We start from the raw sequence: 22,429 nt of genomic DNA, 5'->3' as shown, positions 1-22,429 counted from the left end.
ATTTATTGCCTTGTCAAGTTAAAATACACTACAGGCTCAGAGCATCTTCAACGCTGTCTTTATAATCTGCTCAACTGTGCTATCAGCCTTATCCTTTAATATCTTAGCTACTACTTTCTGGGATGCCTGCTGGGTAAATCCCAGCATAACCAATGCAGCCACAGCTTCTTCTCCCGACGGATGCCCCGACGTAAACATATCGACCTGTTCTATTCCGCTCACTTTTATTTTATCTTTCAGATCTACAATTACACGTTGGGCCGTCTTTAATCCAATACCTTTCACTGTCTTCAACATATCTGAATTGCCTGAAGCAATAACATTTGCAAGTTCCTGTGTACTCATCGAAGATAATATCATACGCCCGGTACTGGCTCCGATACCGGATACACTGATTAACAGCATAAACAACTCACGTTCCTGTTTATCAAAGAATCCAAATAACTGGTGAGCATCTTCTCTTATAGCTTCGTAAATGAAAAGTTGTGCACTTTTCCTGCCGGTCAGGTTCGAATATGTATTCAACGATATACTTATAAAATATCCTACGCCATAGGTTTCAAGGGTGACTGAGGCCGGGGTTAATTCCGTGATTTCACCTTTTATATAGTCAATCATAACTCTTTCCATTTAAAATCCAAATAAACTTGGACAATTATTTTACTTAACTTTTATTTTTTACTTTTATATCAGGATGTTAAGAGGAAACAAGCTCTGCTGGGGAGCAACTTGTCAGCAATAAACATCCTGACGGTACGCAGTAATGCTACTTAGGGAGGCGTATCATCGCCTCTCTTTTCTATTACTGATACTGTCCATATGGCTAAAAAAACCTAATAATAAATCCTATTGTAAACAGCCTTTCCATAGCAGACTACCCACTAGTGAGAGCTGCAAGTTCCTCTATCAGTTTACTGTAGGTGAGAGTCACATTCTAATTTGAGCAGACTTCAAAGCTGCAAGAGTTATGTAGTGTTATCTCTCATGAAAAAGCTGTTTATCTATAAGATTATGCTTTATTTGACAATACATGGCACATATAACCGTCTGCGTTTAAGTACGAAAAATATTCTATTCACTAACTTGCGGGCTATTTTGACAATCGCTTTTTGAGGATTCATTCTCTTTCTATATCCTTCATAAGCCAATGTCATAGCAGGGTCTTTCCTTACGGCAATCCAGGCAGCTTCAATAATATAACATCGCAAGATGGCATGTTTACGAACCGTTATATCTCCAATCCCTTCTTTGTCTCCACTAGAATGACACATGGGGATCAATCCCACATAAGAGGCAAGTTGATCTGCACTGCCAAAGCGACTGATATCATCTATTTCAAGCAGGAATGTAATACCTGTAGTTATGCCTATGCCAGGTACAGATGTCAGCAAACTTATTGATTCTGTAAATGCTTCACTGCGAGATATGCTGCGTATAATCCTTGTCTGCTGCAATAACATTGCCCGAAGACGAATAAACTGATCAATATGCAAATTCAATGCTTGTCTGCCGTATTGGGTAGATAGCTCTACCTCTGCCAGCCATTTGAGAAAATGCTTGGACCAGTTACCCACAGAATGACGCATGAACTGATCCGGAATCTCTATGCCGTGAAAACGCAACAGGGACTTTATACGGTTCTTCTGGCGTGTACTGTCTTTTACAATTGTGTTTCTTAACCTTATCAAAGATCGCATTTCCAGCATCACATCATCAGGAACATAAATACCTTTTAAGCTTCCTGACCGTAATTCTCTGGCTAGTTTACTGCTATCAACAGAATCTGTCTTTCGCAATTTCTCTTTACTCATAGTCGGTACATCTGCCGGATTAACGACTATATTCGTGATTCCAAACTTCACTAATTGGCGATGTATCCAAAATCCACTAAATCCCGCTTCGTAAACCGAGTGATAACTCGCTCCCGGATAATTTGCTGATAAAAACCTGAACAATGCTCCTGCATCGGGTGACTGACTGAACTTTTTCAGGACTGAATTTTCTGATAACACCGTTACCGACCAACTCTTCAAATGGACATCAATTCCTACATAAATATTTTGTCCTTTGAAATCCAATCCTTTTCTTTGTGTTGTTCTCATAAGCTATATTGTTTAAGTTAAACTTCTTTTCAAAATAAAGTTAACTAAAATGGTATAGCTTATTTCTTCGCTACCTATCCGTCGCTTCCGATTTTAAACATAGGAACTATTATATTACACTGGTTAATTAATAACGAAAAAACATTAAAAAAAGTATATCCCGGCAAAGAACTTTTTCAGACTCTTCAATCTCCGCAAATATCTTATTTAATGGGCAAAGATAAAGTTTTTAGATTAGTTTTTATACCTTTGCCTGAGTCTATTAATCCCAAAAGAGAGCTATGCAATTAAAGAAAGTTAATAATCAGGCCAACAATCTGTTTACAGAACGCACTTCAATCAGAAAATATGACCCGTCTATAAAAATCAGTAAAGAGGAAATGTCCGATATCCTCCAAGATGCAATGACTGCGCCCTCGTCATTCAACCTCCAACCCTGGCGTTTTTTCATTTTCGACAGCGAAGAAGGTAAAGAACTGATAAAGCCATATATGATGTTTAACCAGCTGCAATGGGAAACTTCGTCTGCCATAATAGCCATCTATGGTGATATGGACAATTATTCCTCTGCCGATAAAATACTGTCGGCCAATGTGGAATATGACTTGATGGCACAGGAACACAAAGATAAAATGCTGGAAATCATAAACGGCTATGGCACCGGTTATACTGAGGAAAGACTAAGAAATTCCATCTTACTTGACTGCGGCTTTGTGGCAATGCAGCTGATGCTTGCCGCCAAAAATTACGGCTATGACACCAATCCCATAGGCGGATTTTTGCGTAAAGAACTGACCGAAACCCTAAATCTTGACCCTAAGCGATATATTCCTGTATTACTCTTATCTATAGGGAAAGCCGCAGAGGATAGTAAAGATACAGTTCGTTTCTCTGTAAATGAAGTTGCTCAATGGAAATAATTTGTGCAGTGAACAAACTATAAAGTAAAACAGTTTACAACACGGTTAAGGTCACAGACCTGTTTAGTAACTGCTTAAATTTTACAGAAAATATATTATTAAATTCTATCTATTACTTATTAACTTTAAAAACCCTGATTTATATGAAAAAACTCATATTATCTATTTTATTATTAATAACAGCGATGACAACAATTCAAGCTCAAAACCCGTTCTTTTCGGCGTACAAAACGCCTTACGATACTCCCCCGTTCGACAAAATAAAAAACGAACATTACGAACCTGCCATAGAGAAAGGTATTAAAGACCATACTATGGAAATAAACAAGATAGTAATGATCAGGGCTGTCCCTACTTTTGAGAATACAATAGTACCGCTGGATGAATCGGGTAAACTTCTATCCCGTGTGACATCAGTGTTCTTCAACCTGCTAAGTGCGGAAAGTAATGACGAAATGCTACAAATAGCGCAACGGGTGCAACCGAAGCTTTCGGCACACTCAAATGAAATAAACCTTAACGAAGGGTTGTTTCAGAAAGTGAAAGCTGTATATGACAAACGGTTCGAATCCAACCTTAATCCTGAGCAGATCCGTCTGGTGGAAAAAACATATCAGGGATTCGAAAACAGAGGAGCCACACTCACAGGCAAAGACAGGGATACCTATAAGGAATTATCTTCCAAATTGAGCCAATTAACTCTGACTTTCGGACAAAATGCGTTGAAAGAGAACAACAAATTCGAAATGCTGCTGACCGATAAAGCAGATCTTGCCGGACTTCCTAAAATGGCTTTGGATGCTGCTGAAGCTAAAGCCAAGTCAAAGGACAAGGAAGGATGGCTATTCGACTTGTCGGCTCCCAGCTATATTGCATTTATGAAATACTCTTCACGCCGCGATCTGCGGGAAAAGCTATATAAGGCATATACGACCCAATGTGCCGCAGGCGGCGAATTCGACAATCAGGAAAATGTAAAAGGAATAGCCAAAATCCGTATGGAAATCGCCAATCTGCTGGGTTATTCCGATTATGCAACTTATGTATTGCGTAACAAAATGGCTAAGGATAAGAAACACGTATATGAACTACTTGACAATCTGTTCGATGCCTATACTAAAGCAGCCCGCGAAGATGTGAAAATGGTCGAAGGCTTCGCTGTCGGTATGGAAAATAAAGATATAGATCTTCAGCCTTGGGACTGGTCGTACTATTCCGAAAAACTGAAAGATGCCAAATATAGTGTCAGTGACGAACTGGTACGCCCATACTTCGAACTGGAAAATGTAAAGAAAGGCGTATTCGGCCTGGCTACCGATTTGTATGGCATCACATTCAGAAAGAATACGAAAATACCGGTTTATCATCCTGAAGTAGAAGCTTTTGATGTATTAGACGAAAAAGGAAGCTTTCTTTCTGTGCTTTATACGGATTTCCATCCGCGCGAAGGAAAGAGACAAGGCGCGTGGATGACAGAATTTAAAGGACAATACATAGAGAAAGGTAAGGATTCCCGCCCGCAGGTGCTTATTGTAATGAACTTTACCCGTCCGGCGGGTACAGATCCCGCCCTGCTTACATTTGATGAAGTAGAAACATTCCTGCATGAATTCGGGCACGCGTTGCATGGCATGCTTACAAAATGCACTTACGAATCTTTATCCGGCACGAATGTCTTACACGATTTTGTGGAACTTCCATCTCAGATAATGGAAAACTGGCTGACAGAAAAAGAATATCTGGATAAGTTTGCCGTACATTACAAAACGGGAGAGAAAATTCCCGCCGGACTGGTAAAGAAACTGGTGGATGCTGCTAACTATAATGCAGGTTACCTGTGCTATCGCCAATTATCGTTCGGATATCTGGATATGGCCTGGCATACGCTTACTCAGCCCTATACAGGCGATGTGATCGACTTTGAACGTAAAGCAATGGCTAAAACCGCTCTCCTGCCACTGGTAGATGGGAGTGCAATGTCTCCTTCATTCGGTCATATATTCTCGGGTGGATACGCAGCCGGATACTATGGCTATAAATGGGCTGAGGTACTCGATGCCGATGCTTTCGCCTTATTCAGGGAAACCGGTATTTTCAACAAGGAAACAGCAGAATCGTTCCGTAAAAATATCCTTGAAAGAGGAAATACAGAAGAACCGATGAGCCTGTATGTCAAATTCAGAGGACAAGAACCGTCTGTGGATGCATTGTTGATTCGCAATGGCGTGAAAAAATAACAGAATTTATATACAGGGATAATCCTCTTTAAGAGTAACAGGCTGTATATCAATATTTACGTGAGCTGGATATAAGAAAAATATATAATCAATTCTTTATCAGTATAACACAATCGAATATTTGTGTCCTTAATACTTTTTCTTTGTGTTCTTTGTGGCAAAAAAGGTTTGATCACAAAGAACACAAATTTTTATACGAGGTTACTTCCTGCCCAGGCCGCAAAAGGAAACAAAAACGCTTTTGCGCCCCGCTTCAACTTACGGTTTTGGGTCGCCGAAGGAGGTGTAGCCTTGATTTTTTGTAACTTTTGCATCAAGGCAACGTTTAATAAAACAAGCCCGCAGGAGCGTCAGAAGAATAGATCGTTAAAACTCAACTACTGATTCGCATTATTAATACATTCATATAGACACATATATATTGTAGAAGATTTTTTAGCATAAGGCGGTACCTGTAACAATATAACGAAACTTATTGCCGGCTGGTTGCTCCCAAAATCACCAAAGTATGCTTACCCGAGCCTATATTTACTTTTACAAAACCATTCACTGATTCGCCTTTCTGCTTCAGCCCATCCACCTCCAGCCTATATCCTTTTGTTATATACGGAAGCCATACCTCTGCCTCCATATTAGCGGGAATCCGGACATCCATCAAGAAACGTTCTTGCAAATTATTTACAAACGATACTATCACATCTCCTCTTATGGAAGGAACTTTTATTGATGCTTCACGCAGATGTGCCGGCTGCGGTTTGATGCGTATCTTTTTAAATCCGGGTTCAATAGGTTCAATACCCATCAATTTTCTTGGTATCAGGTTGGCTGGAGCCGCCCCCCATGCATGATTCCAGTCTAAATTGGGTTTATATTTGTCGTCCCATGCTTCCAATGTAATTGTAGAACCAGCTCTTATCATATTGTACCAGCTACGCTCTTTAGTCGAAGTAAGTAGTTGTAGAGCATGCTCTGCAGCATGCGCATTGTACATAGCATCTAACAAAAATTGCGAACCGTAGACACTGCACGCCATTTTCCTGGATTTAATAAAATCTGCAACTTGCGTCACATTTTTGTCTGGAACCATATTAAAAGCCATCGGAAACATATTCGCATGCAAAGAACTATGATCTGTGTCTATACCATCCTTGTAATAACCCTTCTTGGGGTCGAACAGCAATTGGTTAAATTGCTTCTTTATCTGTTGTGCTTCTGCTGCACAATACTCTAGATCTGCCTTATGTCCTAATACTCCGGCTATCATACCCATCACTCTCACAGCTTCGTAATGAAACGCGTTCACTACTGTATTATAATCAGTTAACACATACCCATCAGCTTCACCAGGATTTTCTTTCTCATCGCCGATAATTCCCGACTGAGGCCAGTCTACGATATCCCTTATAGATTTTCCTTTGAAATGTATACTCTTATTAAATTCCTCAGTTAGTTTTCCGGTTTTCGTGGATATTAATCCATTGTCCTCTTTCAACGCCATCAATGTTTTAGCTTTCAGGTCATTGTAATAACGTTCGAGAGAGGCTTTGTTCCCGGTATACATATAGTCATACCAAGACATTAAAACCGATTGAAGACTCCATTCGGTAGGCCATGTCGGAGTATATAGAAGATATTCGTGCGTATGGCGCGCCATAGTATATTCCCTGTCTACAGCATAATGTCCAAGCTGATTTATAAGCGCATCTGCTTCGTATGCTATACGTTCCCTATCGCCATCAATATAAGTACCCATAAAAGAGGTTGCTTTTATCGAATACCTGCATAGTTCCCATACCTGATTCAGAACAGAATCTGAAGAATGAAAATAAGCCGCCATGTCATTAAAAGGATAATGAACACTTTGACGCATCACACTCTTGCCGGTTAATGGATAAGAGTAGTTATCTATTTCGCAATAGCGGAACGGATAAACCTCTCCTATATAATCGGGCATGTAGACCGGGTCTGTATTACTTTCGTTCTTTTTCTTACTTGTGTTTCTCTCGTCAGGCCTGAATTTGATTGTGTAAGAATGAATTCCTGCCATCAGTGGCAACTTATACTCGGTGTATCGGATATATCCTCCGGGGTTTCTATCAATTAACCCATCTTTGCTCCGCTCCCCCAATCGTATAGTGATTGTATCTTCACCATTTTCGGAAGCCAACGTTAATTTTAATCTTCCAAATGCCGCTTTTCCAAAATCAATAAAAGTATTTTGGTTTCCGGTCTTATTTATATCGACAGGATATTCGTCGGTGATTTGAAGTGGATATTGTGTTGTTTTACCATCCAGTTCCGAAGCGGTCATAAAGGGCTTTATGACCGAAAACGGACTTTCATTTCCATGATTATCCCAAGTTTTCACTCTCCAAAAATAAACTTTTGACGGTTGAAGAGGAGCACCTTTATACTCAACTGCAACAGAGTTTTCGCTTGCTACTGTTCCACTAGTCCATACATCCGCCCTACCCGCTTCCAATATTTCCTTAGACGAAGCCACCTCCAGGCGGTATGCGACTTGTAAAGCGTTAGGCATTTTACTATTTACCACCCACCCAAAACAAGGCTGTGCGCTGCGCACTGCTGCTATTTGATAATGCTCTATAGCCGAATCTATATCAGACAAAGACATGGTAGTGAGATAGCCATCTAAAAATACTCTGTCGGTATGTTCTAATAAATCTGTTGTCAGATTGGTAGGAGCCTGAGGTTTCACAAGCAGCACAGACAAAAAGAATATGAAGGAAATAGACAATAAGCGCATATATAAAAATAAATTAAATTTTGATTTTAAATCACCGGTCAATATTTTTTACAAAAATCGGCATGTTATAGTATCAACGATCGTGATTACCTGTCACCTCCTTTTTATCTGTTCCTGCAAGAACAGCCAAAGGATTGGTGCCAGTTTTAGTATTAGATAAATCTATGGCGGTACTGTTTATTATCTTGAATATCGGCTGATTTCCTGCCGGAGGCGCCGCCATAAGATTGTCTATGCTTATCTTATGCACATCGTCTAAAATAACCGATGGGCGGAAATCTTCTTTTCTGACTGATAAGTCGATATTTTTTAACGTCACATTTTTTATATGGCGCAAGAATAATCCGCTTGATGGATATACAAAACCATACATACGATTTTCGGGGTATGAGCCTGCGTATTCCGGCAAAGGAGCATCAGCCTCGGCTTTTGTCCCATCGCCCATAGTACTTATTTTTATATTTTCCAATGTCACATTTTCTACATAGTAACCCTGGACCGCGCTTATCGAGCTGGTCATTTTGCTGTGGCTAATAGCCGTAATGTTGCGGAGAGTGAGGTTAGAAACCCGGCCTACCTTCAAAGACGGTTCTAATCCGTTTTTCTCCGAATTATAGAAGTCTTGATTACCTGCCTGCCCCGCATTGCGACGCCCCATTATCACAAAAATAGGAGTTTGTACATCTTGCATAGTGATATCCGAGACTGTCACATTATCTACCATGCCACCATCTACCGACTCTAAAGCAATACCCGAAATTACAGTAGTAGGCAATTCTATAAATTTCAGATTCTCTTGCCATTTGCGCATATTGTCTTCCGATGCTTTTTTGATGAAGCAATTAGAGATATTGATATTTCTGAATCCACCATCCGATTTTGTACCGAATTTCACTGCATTGCAATTGGTAGCAATAGTACAGTTACGTACTGTTACATTTTCTACAATACGGTTCGGGTCATGGCTTTTCAGGCAGATACCATCATCATCAGCATCTATATTGCAATCCTCTACCAATACATTATTGGCATCAATATCCATAGCGTCTTGATTAAAATTGGTGTGATTGTAAATATTCAACCCTTTCAGATGCAAGGTATCACAACCCAAATAATTTTGTAACCAATAAGCCGAATTACGCAAATGGAGGCCATGCACTTTTATGTTTTTGCTATCAATAAACAGAAGCATACAGGGGCGTTTACGGCTTTCCGGACTTGAGTCGTTACCCAGTTGGAATGCAGGGTTGTCTCCATTTCCATCAATTGTTCCCTTTCCTGTAACGGACACATTGCGCACTCCTTCGGCAAAAATAAGAGCCTTGCAACCAAACTCTTTTCCCGGTGGATGCGTAAATGAGTTTATGTATTTCACTTTATTGTCGGGATAGTCACTGAAAGAAGCACTGCCCTTTAGTATGGCTCTCTCTTCGAGATGCAAGTTCACATTGTCTTTCATATACAATGTTCCTGATATATACACTCCTTCGGGAATAATTACAGTGCCTCCGCCTTTGCTATGGCACTCGTCAACAGCTTTCTGAATGGCCTGCGTGTTTATGGTAGCCCCATCGCCTACAGCCCCGTAATTTTTCACATTGAAGCCGGTCTTGTTGGCGCACGATTGCCATAGAACAACCATAGATAAAATAAGGATCGAACAGATTTTCTTCATGCTTTACTGTATATTATTTTATAAGATTAAATTTCCGGTCCACAATGCTACCGGCATATTCTCCCTGAGGAAGCTCTATTTTAATTGCGGTCTGTTTTTCCAGAACCGTAGCTCCCGGCCCATTTAGTTTTTTACTCACGTTTAAAGTAATTTCTCTGGCTTCGTATAAGGGGTCGGATACCGAGATCTGGTATTCTTCGTCTTTTCCTTCCAAAAGCACCATAGCCGGTTTATCGGCAGTAATCCGGAAGCCTTTTGCCAACGTCGCTGTTCCCGGCGAATAAAAAACAATCATACAGGAGCCCGCTTCCTTATTCCTTACTACTTGCAACCGACTGGTATTTTCCAGTACCTCGAAGCCATGCTGTTTAGCCTTTTGCTCAAAATTGGATATCGAAACATCGGGCATCACGATATAGGCGTAACTGCTATTTTGTGGTTTGTTGCCATGATCTACCCACAGGCTAAACACCTTTTCGGTCAATTCTTCCTCATCGCCTAAATCTCTTATCATTTGCCACGAACCTTTTTGGTCGGTACTTTGTATGACACAGTTTGACGCTTGCGGAAAGATATACCCGACATTATCGTGATGCACCCAGTCTATATGAGATGAGGTCTTTCCAGTATTATCTAATTTTTGGACTTTCCCATTTTCTGAATAAAATACATCGCCATTAGCAAAACATTGATTCAGGGTAGTCTCTACCTTGTCTGGTGCAACAGACGAAATGCCCGCACCTAAACATAACATGGCGTCGCCTGCAAAAAAGTATGCTTTTTTTGCCTGCACTCCTCTATAGTGGTGCTCATATGCCAGTACTCCATTTTTGCCGTTGCTAACTCCTCCCGCAAACTTATTAGTGCCGAAATGATATCCTTCCAACCGTGTAGAGTCCTGATTGGCCAGTACCGTAGTGCCTGGGATGCGCGCCCAGTTCCAAACAGGAAAGATATCGAAATATTCTTTCCCGGATGTCAGTATATTGGTGGTACCCAAAGGCAAATTGTAGCCTTTCAGGTTTTCACCGTTCAGCATTTCGGTCCCATTAGTTCGGGTCGAGATCACTTTGGCCGACAAGTAATAATTGCCACCATGATATGTCATAATAGCCGAATTCCAAAAAAATTTGTTGCCCACCTGCGGAAAAGGAGCGCCATCTAAATGTCTACGCCAAGCATCGTATGCCGGAGCATTTGCGGAATCTATCACAGCCATCAGTTCCAATACGCCAGGCGATATGTTGGTCATATGCCCCACACGGCTGATATTACGTCCTTCGGTACCAAAATCATAAGTTCTCCTGTAACCGAATATTTGCTGTCCACCCAACATGGTTTGCCTGAATATCTCCATTTTTTCGGGAGTGAACAGTTGGGCAAAAGATGTCTGACGTGACAAATGGATAAATTGAGCAAGATCGCTCATAAAAGACATTCCATACCCGCCCGAATATAGCTGTGGCCGATGTTGATGTATGCTGTTATCTATTTTCATTCCCTCCACCATTTTACTGTCGGCGATGATGATGGTAGAAGCGATGGAGTTGAAGCTGATGGAAATCAATTGATAATTATCTTCGATACAACCCTTGTGCATGGTGATAGACGATATCCAAGTCCGGTTTTTCCCTTTATGTGCTGCATTAGATGTTCTATCTTCCAGATAAGATGAATAATGATGTAATTTTTCCTTTTCGATTTTTCCTTTTAATAAGATGAGTACCGCCATATAATTTTGCGGCCCGCCTATTTCGTTCCACCACCAATTGGTAGAACGTGGGTGTTTTTTGAAATAATAATCGATTCCCAAAAGGATCTTATCCAACAAAAACTTAGAATTGGAAAACTCAGAACCTGTTTTTCGGTATGCTAGCGCCATTTGCACGAGACGTTCGAGGTGAGGGCCGGAAGGAAACTCCCGGACCACGGCGTCATAGTCTACATCACTCCAGCTGCCATCGGCTTTTATGCTGCTCATGTACTGGTTCACCTGTTGTGGACTGTAACTGCCTTGCAGATGTTGATCGACAAGACGTCCGGTAATCAGGTCTATATCCTGCTGTTGAGCCGCTACAAAAACGGTAAATAACAAAAAAAGACCCAGAGATATAATTTTATTTTGCATCAAAAAAGATTTTTAAATAATATAAAGTATTTAACGATATGTTTTTATAGAATAACTATCTCATAATGTTATACATACTAAAAATATTCACCGGAGCAAAGCGTATGTAAAGCTATAAAAGAGGTCTGCAACCTTATTTATTCAGGTCTCTATAACGCTTCAATGCTTCTACATAATAATAATCGGCGTAAGTAAGCGGGACATCCAATTCGGTCATTGCCGGAATATTACCTACCGAGTGCATAAGAATAAATCCTCCATTGGTGTTTGGGCGAGCCGTATACTTAGGCGACGATAACGCTATAAGTATTTTTTTTGCATAGTTCTCATATTTTTGGGAAAGTGCCGGGGATACATATTGCGCCAGTTCCAGCAATCCCGAGCAATTAATAGCCGCCGCCGATGCATCACACAAAGAATCCGGTATATCAGGAGCGTTAAAGTCCCAGTACGGTATCAGGTCTTGAGGCATACTGGGATGGTTGAATTGGAATTCTGCTATTTTGATTGCCGTATCCAGATATTTTTGGTCTTTGGTAAAACGATACATCATCGTGAAGCCATACAACCCCCATGACTGTCCGCGCGACCATGCTGATGTTTGGGAATAGCCTTGCCCTCCCTGATAGTAAACAATTTTACCTGTTTCGGGATGATAATTGATTCCATGATACAAACTGTTGTCTGTTCTGAAATGGTTTTTCATAGTCGTATTGGCATGCGTAACGGCAATGTTATAATAAGTACTATCGCCAGTTACTTGAGTTGCCCAAAAGAGCAATTCAAGATTCATCATATTATCTATTATGACAATAAAATCTTCGGGTTCGCGGTTGTGTGATTTTATACAACCTACTTTCGGATTGAAACGTGTGATAAGTGATTTAGCGCTGTTTATCAATATTCCCTTGTATTCAGGTTTTGGCGATATGCGGTTGGCATTACCATAGCTGCAATACATCATAAAGCCTATGTCGTGTGTTTCGGTATTGAATTGTTCTTTTTCTAACAGTTTCAGCATACGCAAACCTTCGTCGTATAGCTCCTTCTTGCCCATCTCTTCGTACAGATAAAATAATGTACCGGGATAGAATCCACTGCACCACCAACTAGAATTAGATGTTTGCAAACGCTGCAAATATGGATTATTGGTTCTGGGAAATTGATCTTTACCCGATTCGTTCAGTTTTTTTATCATGTGTCGGTATTGAACAGTAGCATTATTTAATTGTCTGGCGGCATTAAAGGAACTTTTCTCTATGTTCTTGCCCGGCTGGGCATGTATTGGTATTGAAAGTGGTAATATAATAAGGTTTACTATAAAAAAAACAAGCAAATGTTTTAATATTTTCATAATGAAAAAGAGTTTGTTTTACATAAAGGTATGAAGAGTTTTTTACACTCGCCATACCTTCTTATTAATATATTATTGAGGGATAATGAGCCATCCGTAATGCTACGGTATCATTTTCCAATATACAAGAGAGACATTTCTCATGCGGTTCGTAATCTGGGTCTGATAAGACACTTATCTTGCTATAATATCAATAACAAGGCAATAATAGCTGTTAGAAGTAACCTTTATTTTGTTCTTCCTCTATAGGACCTCTAGGATTCAACCGGTCGATATGTTTTTGTGGAATAGGGCGTACTCTGTGATAGTCTTTGATGTTTCTGGCAGCTGTAGCATTCCACTTAGTGACATATTCCACCAACTTTTCGCAACGTACAAGATCTTCCCAACGATAATATTCGCCAAGCAACTCACGTCCCCGCTCATCCAACATAAAATCTACGAAATTGGTCTTTATATCGTTCTCGGTTACTTTGATTAATGGAAAGGTCGAATTTGTATCTCCTTCCTCCCCCCCTTCTTCTATCCAATATTGAGGATATTTTGCCTCATCTGCTTTCCAGGCAGCGCGTTCGCGTAATTTATTAATATAGGTTATGGCTGTGGTATAATCCCCTTTTCGACCTGCGGCTTCGGCAGCTATCAGATATGTCTCGCCCAAACGCATACGCACCCATTCGCGTGAACCCCTCTGTTCTGCTACTGTAGCACGCTTAGGATCAAAATGCTTGATTAGCGAAGGATATCTGTCATTGTTCTTAGTCTCATCTTCCTTGTTCCACTGAAAGTAAGTATATTTATGCGTACTTCCCGGTTTTGGTGCATTCAGGCTGTAATATATTGCTGTATCACCTATTGCCAAACCTTTTTCCGCTTTATTTGCATAATTTACCCAACGAAAACTTTTATAAAAGCGAGAGTCATTTTTGCGGTCAAACAATTCGAACATTACTTTATTGGTCGGACGGTGAAATCCCCAAGGTCTGCCATTAGCTATATCACGGACCATTCCCGGGACACTTTCGTACGACGAACACCAGTATAAATGCCCATAATTCCCCCCCCCATTATAAATAAGATCGTAAGTAAACTGGACTGAAAAAATTACTTCCTTGTTTCCCATATTATCAATATCCCATAAATCCGAAAAGTTGTCTAATAAGGCATATTTTGTATTGCCGATCACTTTTCGGGCATAATATAAGGTACTATCCATATCGGTCGTTTGTTGACCTCTTTGCTCAGCAACCGCACTGCCACGGGTCAAATATACTTTGGCCAACAAGTGGGCTGCTGCATATTTTGTCGCTTTCCCTTTTTTTTCAGTTGCTGTTTCATTCAGATTTTCTTCAGCATAACGCAAATCCGAAATAATCTGATTATAGATATTACTAACCGGTGCACGTTTAAAATCTGTCCTTACCGAGACCGGATCTGCCACTGTTACCAAAGGAATACTTCCAAATTGCTGCACCAAGTCGAAATAATAGTATCCTCTGAAAAACCGCATTTCTGAGGTACATTGTCTCTTTTCGGACTCCGACATGCCTTCTATTTCGGGTAATGCTTGCAGTACTTCGTTAGTGATATTAATTGCTTTGTAATTATTTTCCCACCAATTATGGAGATTTTCCCAAGCTGGATTTAATCCGGAATTGTAAGAATCAGTTGGTTTTGATATGCCTCCTACCGCTCCAACGATCAGGTCAGTACCCAGTTCGGTAAACAGGTTTGTAAATTCGCCCCCTACTCCGTAACGCATATAGCTATATGTAGCATCAACTGCAGAAAGTACTCCTTGTTTAGTTTTATAAAACTCATTGCCTATGCGAGGCACTTCTTTTTCTGCCAAAAAATCATCACACCCAACACTTAGGAATAATATTCCGGCTGCAATAGAAAATGCTTTGATTGTTTTTATATAATTATTGCTCTTCATATTTTTTCTTTATATACTATTAAAAACTTAAATTAAGACCAAGTATCCAACTGCTTAAACTTGGCGCCGCATAACCGGTTGCACCCTCTGGATCTATCCCTGAATAGTTTGTAAACAACAATGGGTTTTCGGCTGTAAAGTATATGCGACACCTTGATAGAGCAGCTTTTATTATTAGTTTTTTAGGAAGAGTGTAACCTAATGTGACTGTTTTCAATCGTAAGAAATCCGATTTTTCGTAATACAGAGAAGATTCATAATCGATGTTTTGAAAACCTCTGTCAGGCTGTGGATAAGCATTAGTCGGATTAGTGGCTGTCCAATAATCGTATTTCACATTATTATTACGATCCGATTGATGATTGTAACGAATATTGTTAGACAGCATTCCTCCCAGGGTTGAGTATGCAACTACATTTAGGTCAAATCCTTTATATACAAACGTATTTCCCAGATAAAAGATATGCTTTGGATTTCTTTGTCCTATAATTACCCGATCTTTATCCGCGCTGATTCTATAATCCTTATCGATATCTTCTACCCTAATCTGACCCGGTTTAAATTTATGCCCATTAGTATTGAATTTTGCCATTTCAGCTAAATCTTCGGGTGTATTTTGCCAGATTCCTATTTTATTATAATCATAGAATGTATTCACAGCTTCACCTATAAACCATTTATTACCTATATCATCTGTTTTTCCATTGTAGAGCTCTACAATTTCTTCCTTATTGGTACTATAGGTAAAATTACTAGTCCATAGAAAATCGCGCAAGCTTAAATTAACTGTGTTCAAACTCAGCTCCAATCCTGTATTTTTGGTTTTTCCTATGTTAGTTAGAGTTCGGCTATATCCCGAAACCGCAGGTATCTGCCTGTGCAACAGCAGGTCGTATGTATTTTGACTATAAATATCCAGAGTACCGTTTATGCGTCCTTTAAAGAATCCAAAGTCAAGGCCAATATTCCATTGCTTTGTTGTTTCCCATGTCAAATTTTTATCAGGCAGGTCACCCGGCGCATAACCAATCACCAAATCGTTGCCATAATTATAATATTTCTTCGACAATAAGCCCTTTGTCTGATAAGGATCTACTGACTGATTTGCAGTTACGCCATATCCAAAACGCAGTTTCAAGTTATCCAGGCTTTCATAGTTTAAAAACGATTCTTCATTCATACGCCAAGCCAATGAAAAAGAAGGGAAAGCAACCCATTTATGTCCATCGGCCAGGCGCGATGATCCATCGTAACGCATTGAAGCAGTTAAGTAATAACGCCCCTTATAATTATAATTTACTCTGCCCATAAAAGAAGCTAAGCTTGCAACAGTATTATTGCTCCCTATTTCCTTGATAGTAAGAGCAGATGCAATATCATTATAAGTTAAATAATCCGATGGTAAATTTTCTACGGAAGCATTAAGGCTTTCTTTACGATTTTGCTCTACCGACTGCAATAATGTTCCTCCAAACGAGTGCTCGCCTATTTCCTTATTATAGAACAGCAGGTTTTCGATGGTGTATGCATAAGTGTTTGTTTTAGAATTGCTCGCGCTATTCACCCTACCTTGATTTGCCAGACTTGAAGAAAAGCTGTTGTCTTCAACTCCAAAATAATCAATACCTGCATTCAAACGATATTTCAGGCCATCCAGAGGCAATTTTACTTCTACATAATAACTGCCAAAAAAACGATTTACTTTCAGCGGATTCACTATAGCCCCGTTTACTAAATACTGCAAAGGATTCCAATACTGAACATCAACACCTGTTGTGCATTCTGTCAGATTGCCGTTTTCATCATACAATGCCCCTAACGGATTTACCCGCCAATCGTCTTGAAAATTGCGTCCTCTTTTATTCACCGAATGAGAGAATTGTGTCTGGCCTCCAATCTTCAGCCAGTCGGTCACTTCTGTATCGAGACTCAAACGAACCGAATATCTGTCGTATTGCTGTGTTTTATATACCCCTTCATTGCTAAAATAAGTCAAACCCAATGCAAACTGAGTCTTATCATTTCCACCTCGTACTGTTGCCTGATGGTCGGTTACGATACCTGTTTGCTCTACATCTTTCCACCACAATGCACCGGAACGAATTTTGGACGGGTTGTAATTTCCATTGGCATCATAGGCCATTGCGATCGATTGCCATGTATATGCATCAAGAGGGGAGTCGTTAGGTTTAGTCGGATTACCGCCAAATGCCGCAATGGTAAAGTCCAGCGTTTTATCAGGCGTTGCCGAAGAATATTCACCTTTCCCGCGATACGACTCTCGTATATAGTCGGCATACTCTGCTCCATTCATTAACTCCAATTTATTCTTAATTGTTTGGAAACCAAAGTATCCATTATAGTCGACCTGGACTTTTCCTGTTTTTCCTTTTTTGGTAGTGATGATAATCACTCCATTTGCTCCACGAGAGCCATAAATTGCTGTGGCCGAAGCATCCTTCAACACATCGACAGATTCTATATCTCCCGGAGGGATTTCGTCTAAGGCTCCGGTTACAGGAATACCATCCACTACATATAGTGGATCATTCTTCGCTGATATAGATCGTGTCCCACGAATAAGAACCGAAGCACTCGCTCCCGGCTTCCAGCTACTTTTTGTAACCAACATTCCGGGAATTTTACCTTGCATGGCTTCGGCAACTGTCAGTCCGGGACTTTCCATTAATTTCTGTGAATTGACAGATGCAACAGATCCGGTAAGGTCTTTTTTCTTTACCACACCATATCCCACTACTACCACCTCGTCCAGTTCCGATCCTGCACCATGCTCCATTATTATATTTAGTGTAGATTGATTCCCAACAGTTACTATATTGGCATTATAACCCACGTAGCTGAATTTGATCTTTGCTCCGGCTTTTACCTGTAACGTGAAATTACCATCTAAATCGGTAACTGTTCCATTATTTGTACCTATTTCTATTATAGTTACTCCAATCAGGGTTTCACCCGAAGGATCTGTAACAACTCCCTTGAGCGTCCTTTTATCGTTCTGTGCATTTGCCAAATTGAAGAATAGACAAACAGTCAGAAGCATAGTTAGCCACCTATAACAGAGTATTCTTTTTTTATTTTTTTTCATAGATGATTTTTGTTAATAGAATCTGTAGATTTTATTACGATTATTCCACAGAGTGTTTAATACTTAAATTTTTCTTTTACAAACCGGTTCGATTGTATTGCGGCCGGTTTTCACTTATCTTTTCATAGTCAATTAGATTTGAATATTTATATCATTCCATAGGCTCGTATTTTTAAGTAAAGTTTAAATTCTGGTTAATTATATCAATGAAATAAAAAATCTATATTTAATTAGTCTTATCATCAGAAAAGTGCTCTATCATTTCCATACACATCCGCCCGTTGTGATAAGGGCACTTCCAACAGCCTGCTTTGTCATCCTTCAGGTTTATACTGCCATCCTGTAATACACTCCAATACCATTCACCACTTTTATAGTCTATCAGATATCGCTTAATGTATTCCCAAGTTTTTGCGGCTTTTTCTTTATGCACTTTATCTCCTGAGTTTTTATGAGCATACATTAATCCGACCACAGCTTCGGCTTGCACCCACCAATGACGATCGGTATCGGCATGAGCTCCGGCTGTTTCATAAATCAGGCTGCCATCTTCCCGAAAGCCTTCCATAGCCGCATCAACGATCCGAAGAGATATCCTTCTAACTTTTGCACGAAGCTTTTTGTCTCCCAGTACATCTGCGGCTTCGAACAAGAGCCATGAAGCCTCGATGTCGTGCCCATATGAAACAATAGTGGATTTAGAGTTCCAATTGTCATCAAAAAACAGGTTCAGATGATGATTCCTTTTGTTCAAGATTTGGTTTGAAAAAATATCTATAAGTTCAGTTTGGGCTCTCTGCAAGTTTTTGTCGGGCCATACTCTATATAGATTTGTATATGGTTCCAGAATGTGCAGATGCGTATTCATGGTTTTCTTCTCATTCGCGTCTTTCCCACTCAGACGCATATCATCTATTGGCTTCCAATCTTCGGTAAATGCCTCGAAATAGCCTCCCCTTTCTTTGTCTTTGCATTGTCCTTCGATCAGATAAAAAAACTCTTTAGACAATTCCAACGCTTTTGTATTTTGGGTAGCACGATAATATTCCGAAAATGCATAGAGGGCAAATCCTTGCGCGTAAACCTGCTTTTTTGTATTTACAGGTTTGCCTTTGCAGTTCAACTCCCAATACACCCCGCCGTTTTTGTAATCTATGAAATGGCTCTGTATATAATCAAATGCCCTATTTGCCATTTCGAGATATTCTTCTCTACATAATATTCGATATGCCGCAGAAAATGCCCATAAGATACGCATATTCAATACCGAACCTTTATTGGCTTGTTTATGTAATATTCCACTACCATCTATGCGCCCATAGAACCCTCCGTTTTCGCTATCTGCCATCTTATTCATCCAAAACGGCAAGATATTAGCAGTCAATTCTATATGGAATTCTTCAATCATTTTTCTTTCGTTTTGCATTCAGATTCCCGGTTATTTCTTTCAACTTACTTTCGGTAAGAGGATAAATGGAGATAAAAACCACAGACAGAATAGTCCCTATAGCTGGTAATACACTCATCATCAACCTTATACCAGTCTGGGTTTCAGTTGTTTGTATTGCGTTAGCTTCAAATCCATATAAAGCCAGTAACCACCCGGTTAACGCGCCTCCTATAGACCATCCGAACTTTTGAGACATAGAGGAAGAGGAAAATATCAAGCCTGTAGCTCTACGACCAGTTTTCCATTCGGAGTAGTCGGCAATATCGGCATACATAGACCACAGTAACGGGAATATGCTTCCTGCACAGGCACTAATAATGACTTGCAAGAAAAGCATTGTTAAAATATTATTCTTATCTACAAAATAGAAAGCAATGCTGAATACAGTAGCTATAAGCATGGCCGACAGATATGTTTTCTTTTTCCCTATACGATTAGAAACAGGGGTTACCAGAAGTATACCTAATATATTGGCACCTTGTCCCAATACGAGAAAAACGGTAGTAAGAGATAGTGCCGAACTGATGATTCCCAGATCAAACGTTTCGGATGCAGCCACGTAATATTTAAAATAAAACACTGCAGCCCCATCTCTAATCGAATTGAATATTAATGCGGCAATACCTGCCCCTAACAATATCCACCAAGGTTTGTTCTTTAACAAATCGTTTAAATCATCTTTCAGTGAGTTGCCACTTTCTTTTATAGGACGCACCCGTTCCCTTGTCCAAGAAAAAGTGCAAAGGAAAAAGACAACGGATATCACGGCAAAAACCAATGCAGCCATGGACCAGCCAGACTGAAGATTGCCATCGTTTCCACTAAATAGCCTGACCAACGGCTCAATAAGGACAAGAGCAAGAATACTTCCCAAGAAAGCAAATATCATCCGGTAAGACGATAGTGCCGTTCTTTCTTTGGGAGCAGCAGACATTACCCCTAAAAGTGATGCATAGGGAACGTTGATGAGCGAATAAATCATCATCATAAGCGAATAGGTGATATAGGCATAAATGATTTTACCTGTTGCCGAAAGGTCGGGAGTCGTAAACGTCAATACCCCTATTACACCGAATGGCACGGAAAAATACAGCAAATAAGGACGAAATTTTCCCCATTTCGATTCTGTACGATCACCGATGACTCCCACAACGGGATCGAGAAGAGAATCCCAAATGCGGGTAATAAGAAACATTGTACCTGCTATTGCTGCATCTATCCCAAAAACATCAGTATAGAAAAACAGCAGATACATACTGAATAGTTTCCAAAACACAGAAGAGGCTGCATCGCCCAATCCGTAGCCGATTTTTTCCTTAAGAGTCACTTTGGTTGAAAGATTTTGCATGGTTCTATTTTAATTCCCTGAAAGGAATATAGGGTTAACAATTCACAAAAGGCAAATATATGTTATGTCTCTTTTTGTACCGAAAACAAAAATGGAAAGTTTATTTACTTGCATGCATATATACAATTATACCGAGACTATCTGCTCCTTACTTTACAAGTTTCAGTTTCTTCAATCAATCACTATTATCAGACCGATTCACCTGATTCTCTATTTTTCTTTATCAATGTTGTCAGTGTTTCAACCGATGTAGCCGAACGATATCCATCAACGGCAGTGTTGATGCAATAATCCAAAAGCCTATCGATAGAAGAAACTGCCACATGCATCCGGGTGTCGGCCGATGCGTAATAGATAAATACTGTACCATCCTCATCTGCGATCCAGCCATTGCTAAACAAAACATTAGATACATCGCCTATGCGTTCTTCACCAACCGGAGCCATCAAATGTCCTGCCGGTTCGGCAATTAGTTTTTCCGGATTTTCCAAATCGGTCAGATACAAATACAGGACGTAACGCAACCCGGCAGCACATACACGCACTCCATGAGCCATATGTAACCACCCCTTAGCTGTCTTTATAGGATGCGGTCCCTCGCCATTTTTCAGTTCTTTTATTGTATGATAATAGCGGAAATTGATAATTTTCTCTTCTTCGATTTTCGCATTGCAAATATCATCGGTCAAAGCCCACCCAATGCCCCTTCCTTTTCCGGCATCAATGAATCCGTCTTGCGGACGAGTATATAAAGCATATTTTCCGTTTACGAACTCAGGGTGCAACACCACATTACGTTGTTGATGACTACTGATAACATCAGGCAATCGCGTCCAAGTCTTCAAATCTTTTGTGCGCACAATACCTGCGGCTGCAACGGCTGACGACAAATCACCTAATTTAGCAGCAGGGTCTTTCCTTTCGGTACAGAATACGCCATATATCCAACCATCTTCGTGAACTGTCAGGCGCATATCATACACATTCGTGTCCGGATCGTCAGTTTCGGGAATAACAATAGGATAATCCCAGAAACGGAAATTATCCACTCCATTGGGACTTTCGGCTATGGCGAAAAAAGATTTCCGGTCGTTTCCTTCTACTCTGACTACCATCAGATACTTTTCTTCCCATTTCATGGCTCCGGCATTAAACGTTCCATTGATCCCGAAACGCTCCATAAAATATGGATTGGTATCGGGCGACATGTCGTATCGCCAAAATAGAGGGGTATGATTAGCTGTCAATACAGGGTATTTATAGCGCTCAAAAATGCCATTTCCCGGCAATAAGGTTTCGTTTTTCCGAGTAATAAGCGTTTCGTAAGCATTAGTTACGTCAAGTAGTCTTTGTTCAAAATTCATAGATTCATGTATTGAATGATACGATAGATTAGCGATAAA

At 40.1% G+C, this 22,429-nt stretch carries 14 protein-coding genes; 2 read left to right on the top strand and 12 right to left on the bottom strand.

Annotated features, from left to right (window positions below; genetic code table 11):
* Positions 1-36 precede the first annotated feature (36 nt).
* Together ruvA and ACFO6W_RS19005 are read right to left on the bottom strand one after the other, a co-directional pair.
* The gene (gene ruvA, locus ACFO6W_RS19010) at positions 37-618 is read right to left on the bottom strand and encodes a Holliday junction branch migration protein RuvA (protein ID WP_379999341.1); all 582 of its coding nucleotides are present in this window, start codon (positions 616-618) and stop codon (positions 37-39) included.
* 398 nt (positions 619-1,016) lie between these two features.
* Complete coding sequence (locus ACFO6W_RS19005) at positions 1,017-2,102, bottom strand: IS110 family RNA-guided transposase (protein ID WP_379999338.1); 1,086 nt, start codon at positions 2,100-2,102, stop codon at positions 1,017-1,019.
* A 281-nt stretch (positions 2,103-2,383) separates the two neighbouring features.
* Here ACFO6W_RS19005 and ACFO6W_RS19000 point away from each other — a divergent pair, with 281 nt between their 5' ends.
* Positions 2,384-3,022: a nitroreductase family protein gene (locus ACFO6W_RS19000; RefSeq protein WP_379999335.1), complete on the top strand. Its 639-nt coding sequence runs from the start codon at positions 2,384-2,386 to the stop codon at positions 3,020-3,022.
* A 143-nt stretch (positions 3,023-3,165) separates the two neighbouring features.
* A complete protein-coding gene (locus tag ACFO6W_RS18995; RefSeq protein ID WP_379999333.1) occupies positions 3,166-5,259 on the top strand; it encodes a M3 family metallopeptidase in 2,094 nt (697 codons plus the stop codon).
* 191 nt (positions 5,260-5,450) lie between these two features.
* On the opposite strand, the gene ACFO6W_RS18990 is transcribed toward ACFO6W_RS18995, so the two are convergent.
* The 10 genes from ACFO6W_RS18990 to ACFO6W_RS18945 form a co-directional block, all read right to left on the bottom strand.
* Entirely contained in the window at positions 5,451-5,573 is a 123-nt protein-coding gene (locus ACFO6W_RS18990) for a hypothetical protein (RefSeq protein WP_379999330.1), read from the bottom strand.
* A gap of 158 nt (positions 5,574-5,731) precedes the next feature.
* On the bottom strand, positions 5,732-7,987 hold the full coding sequence (locus ACFO6W_RS18985; RefSeq protein ID WP_379999328.1) for an alpha-L-rhamnosidase-related protein: 2,256 nt from the start codon (positions 7,985-7,987) through the stop codon (positions 5,732-5,734).
* Positions 7,988-8,099: 112 nt separating this feature from the next.
* Complete coding sequence (locus ACFO6W_RS18980) at positions 8,100-9,701, bottom strand: glycoside hydrolase family 28 protein (protein WP_379999326.1); 1,602 nt, start codon at positions 9,699-9,701, stop codon at positions 8,100-8,102.
* A 13-nt stretch (positions 9,702-9,714) separates the two neighbouring features.
* Positions 9,715-11,829 carry a polysaccharide lyase family 8 super-sandwich domain-containing protein gene (locus ACFO6W_RS18975; protein ID WP_379999323.1) on the bottom strand — a complete coding sequence of 705 codons (2,115 nt, stop codon included), beginning with the start codon at positions 11,827-11,829 and terminating at the stop codon, positions 9,715-9,717.
* Between the two features lie 133 nt (positions 11,830-11,962).
* On the bottom strand, positions 11,963-13,183 hold the full coding sequence (locus ACFO6W_RS18970) for a glycoside hydrolase family 88 protein (protein ID WP_379999321.1): 1,221 nt from the start codon (positions 13,181-13,183) through the stop codon (positions 11,963-11,965).
* A 214-nt stretch (positions 13,184-13,397) separates the two neighbouring features.
* The gene (locus ACFO6W_RS18965) at positions 13,398-15,122 is read right to left on the bottom strand and encodes a RagB/SusD family nutrient uptake outer membrane protein (RefSeq protein ID WP_379999318.1); all 1,725 of its coding nucleotides are present in this window, start codon (positions 15,120-15,122) and stop codon (positions 13,398-13,400) included.
* A gap of 19 nt (positions 15,123-15,141) precedes the next feature.
* Complete coding sequence (locus tag ACFO6W_RS18960; protein WP_379999316.1) at positions 15,142-18,228, bottom strand: SusC/RagA family TonB-linked outer membrane protein; 3,087 nt, start codon at positions 18,226-18,228, stop codon at positions 15,142-15,144.
* A gap of 226 nt (positions 18,229-18,454) precedes the next feature.
* Complete coding sequence (locus tag ACFO6W_RS18955; protein WP_379999314.1) at positions 18,455-19,636, bottom strand: AGE family epimerase/isomerase; 1,182 nt, start codon at positions 19,634-19,636, stop codon at positions 18,455-18,457.
* Positions 19,629-21,026 carry an MFS transporter gene (locus ACFO6W_RS18950; RefSeq protein WP_379999312.1) on the bottom strand — a complete coding sequence of 466 codons (1,398 nt, stop codon included), beginning with the start codon at positions 21,024-21,026 and terminating at the stop codon, positions 19,629-19,631. Before ACFO6W_RS18950 ends, ACFO6W_RS18955 begins: the two co-directional genes overlap by 8 nt.
* A gap of 188 nt (positions 21,027-21,214) precedes the next feature.
* Complete coding sequence (locus tag ACFO6W_RS18945) at positions 21,215-22,390, bottom strand: glycoside hydrolase family 130 protein (RefSeq protein ID WP_379999309.1); 1,176 nt, start codon at positions 22,388-22,390, stop codon at positions 21,215-21,217.
* Between the last annotated feature and the right edge of the window lie 39 nt (positions 22,391-22,429).

Source organism: Dysgonomonas termitidis, assembly GCF_042654545.1.
In the GTDB taxonomy this organism is placed as follows: domain Bacteria; phylum Bacteroidota; class Bacteroidia; order Bacteroidales; family Dysgonomonadaceae; genus Dysgonomonas; species Dysgonomonas termitidis.
The sequence above is the reverse complement of the archived record's forward strand: the minus strand, read 5'-3'. Positions and strand labels throughout refer to the sequence as shown.

Coding starts and splice junctions, on each gene's coding strand:
- ACFO6W_RS19005 (WP_379999338.1), bottom strand. CDS start 2,102: ATGAGAACAACACAAAGAAAAGGATTGGATTTCAAAGGACAAAATATT.
- ACFO6W_RS18945 (WP_379999309.1), bottom strand. CDS start 22,390: ATGAATTTTGAACAAAGACTACTTGACGTAACTAATGCTTACGAAACG.
- ACFO6W_RS18950 (WP_379999312.1), bottom strand. CDS start 21,026: ATGCAAAATCTTTCAACCAAAGTGACTCTTAAGGAAAAAATCGGCTAC.
- ACFO6W_RS18995 (WP_379999333.1), top strand. CDS start 3,166: ATGAAAAAACTCATATTATCTATTTTATTATTAATAACAGCGATGACA.
- ACFO6W_RS18980 (WP_379999326.1), bottom strand. CDS start 9,701: ATGAAGAAAATCTGTTCGATCCTTATTTTATCTATGGTTGTTCTATGG.
- ACFO6W_RS18975 (WP_379999323.1), bottom strand. CDS start 11,829: ATGCAAAATAAAATTATATCTCTGGGTCTTTTTTTGTTATTTACCGTT.
- ACFO6W_RS18955 (WP_379999314.1), bottom strand. CDS start 19,636: ATGATTGAAGAATTCCATATAGAATTGACTGCTAATATCTTGCCGTTT.
- ACFO6W_RS19000 (WP_379999335.1), top strand. CDS start 2,384: ATGCAATTAAAGAAAGTTAATAATCAGGCCAACAATCTGTTTACAGAA.
- ACFO6W_RS18990 (WP_379999330.1), bottom strand. CDS start 5,573: ATGCAAAAGTTACAAAAAATCAAGGCTACACCTCCTTCGGCGACCCAA.
- ACFO6W_RS18965 (WP_379999318.1), bottom strand. CDS start 15,122: ATGAAGAGCAATAATTATATAAAAACAATCAAAGCATTTTCTATTGCA.
- ACFO6W_RS18970 (WP_379999321.1), bottom strand. CDS start 13,183: ATGAAAATATTAAAACATTTGCTTGTTTTTTTTATAGTAAACCTTATT.
- ruvA (WP_379999341.1), bottom strand. CDS start 618: ATGATTGACTATATAAAAGGTGAAATCACGGAATTAACCCCGGCCTCA.
- ACFO6W_RS18960 (WP_379999316.1), bottom strand. CDS start 18,228: ATGAAAAAAAATAAAAAAAGAATACTCTGTTATAGGTGGCTAACTATG.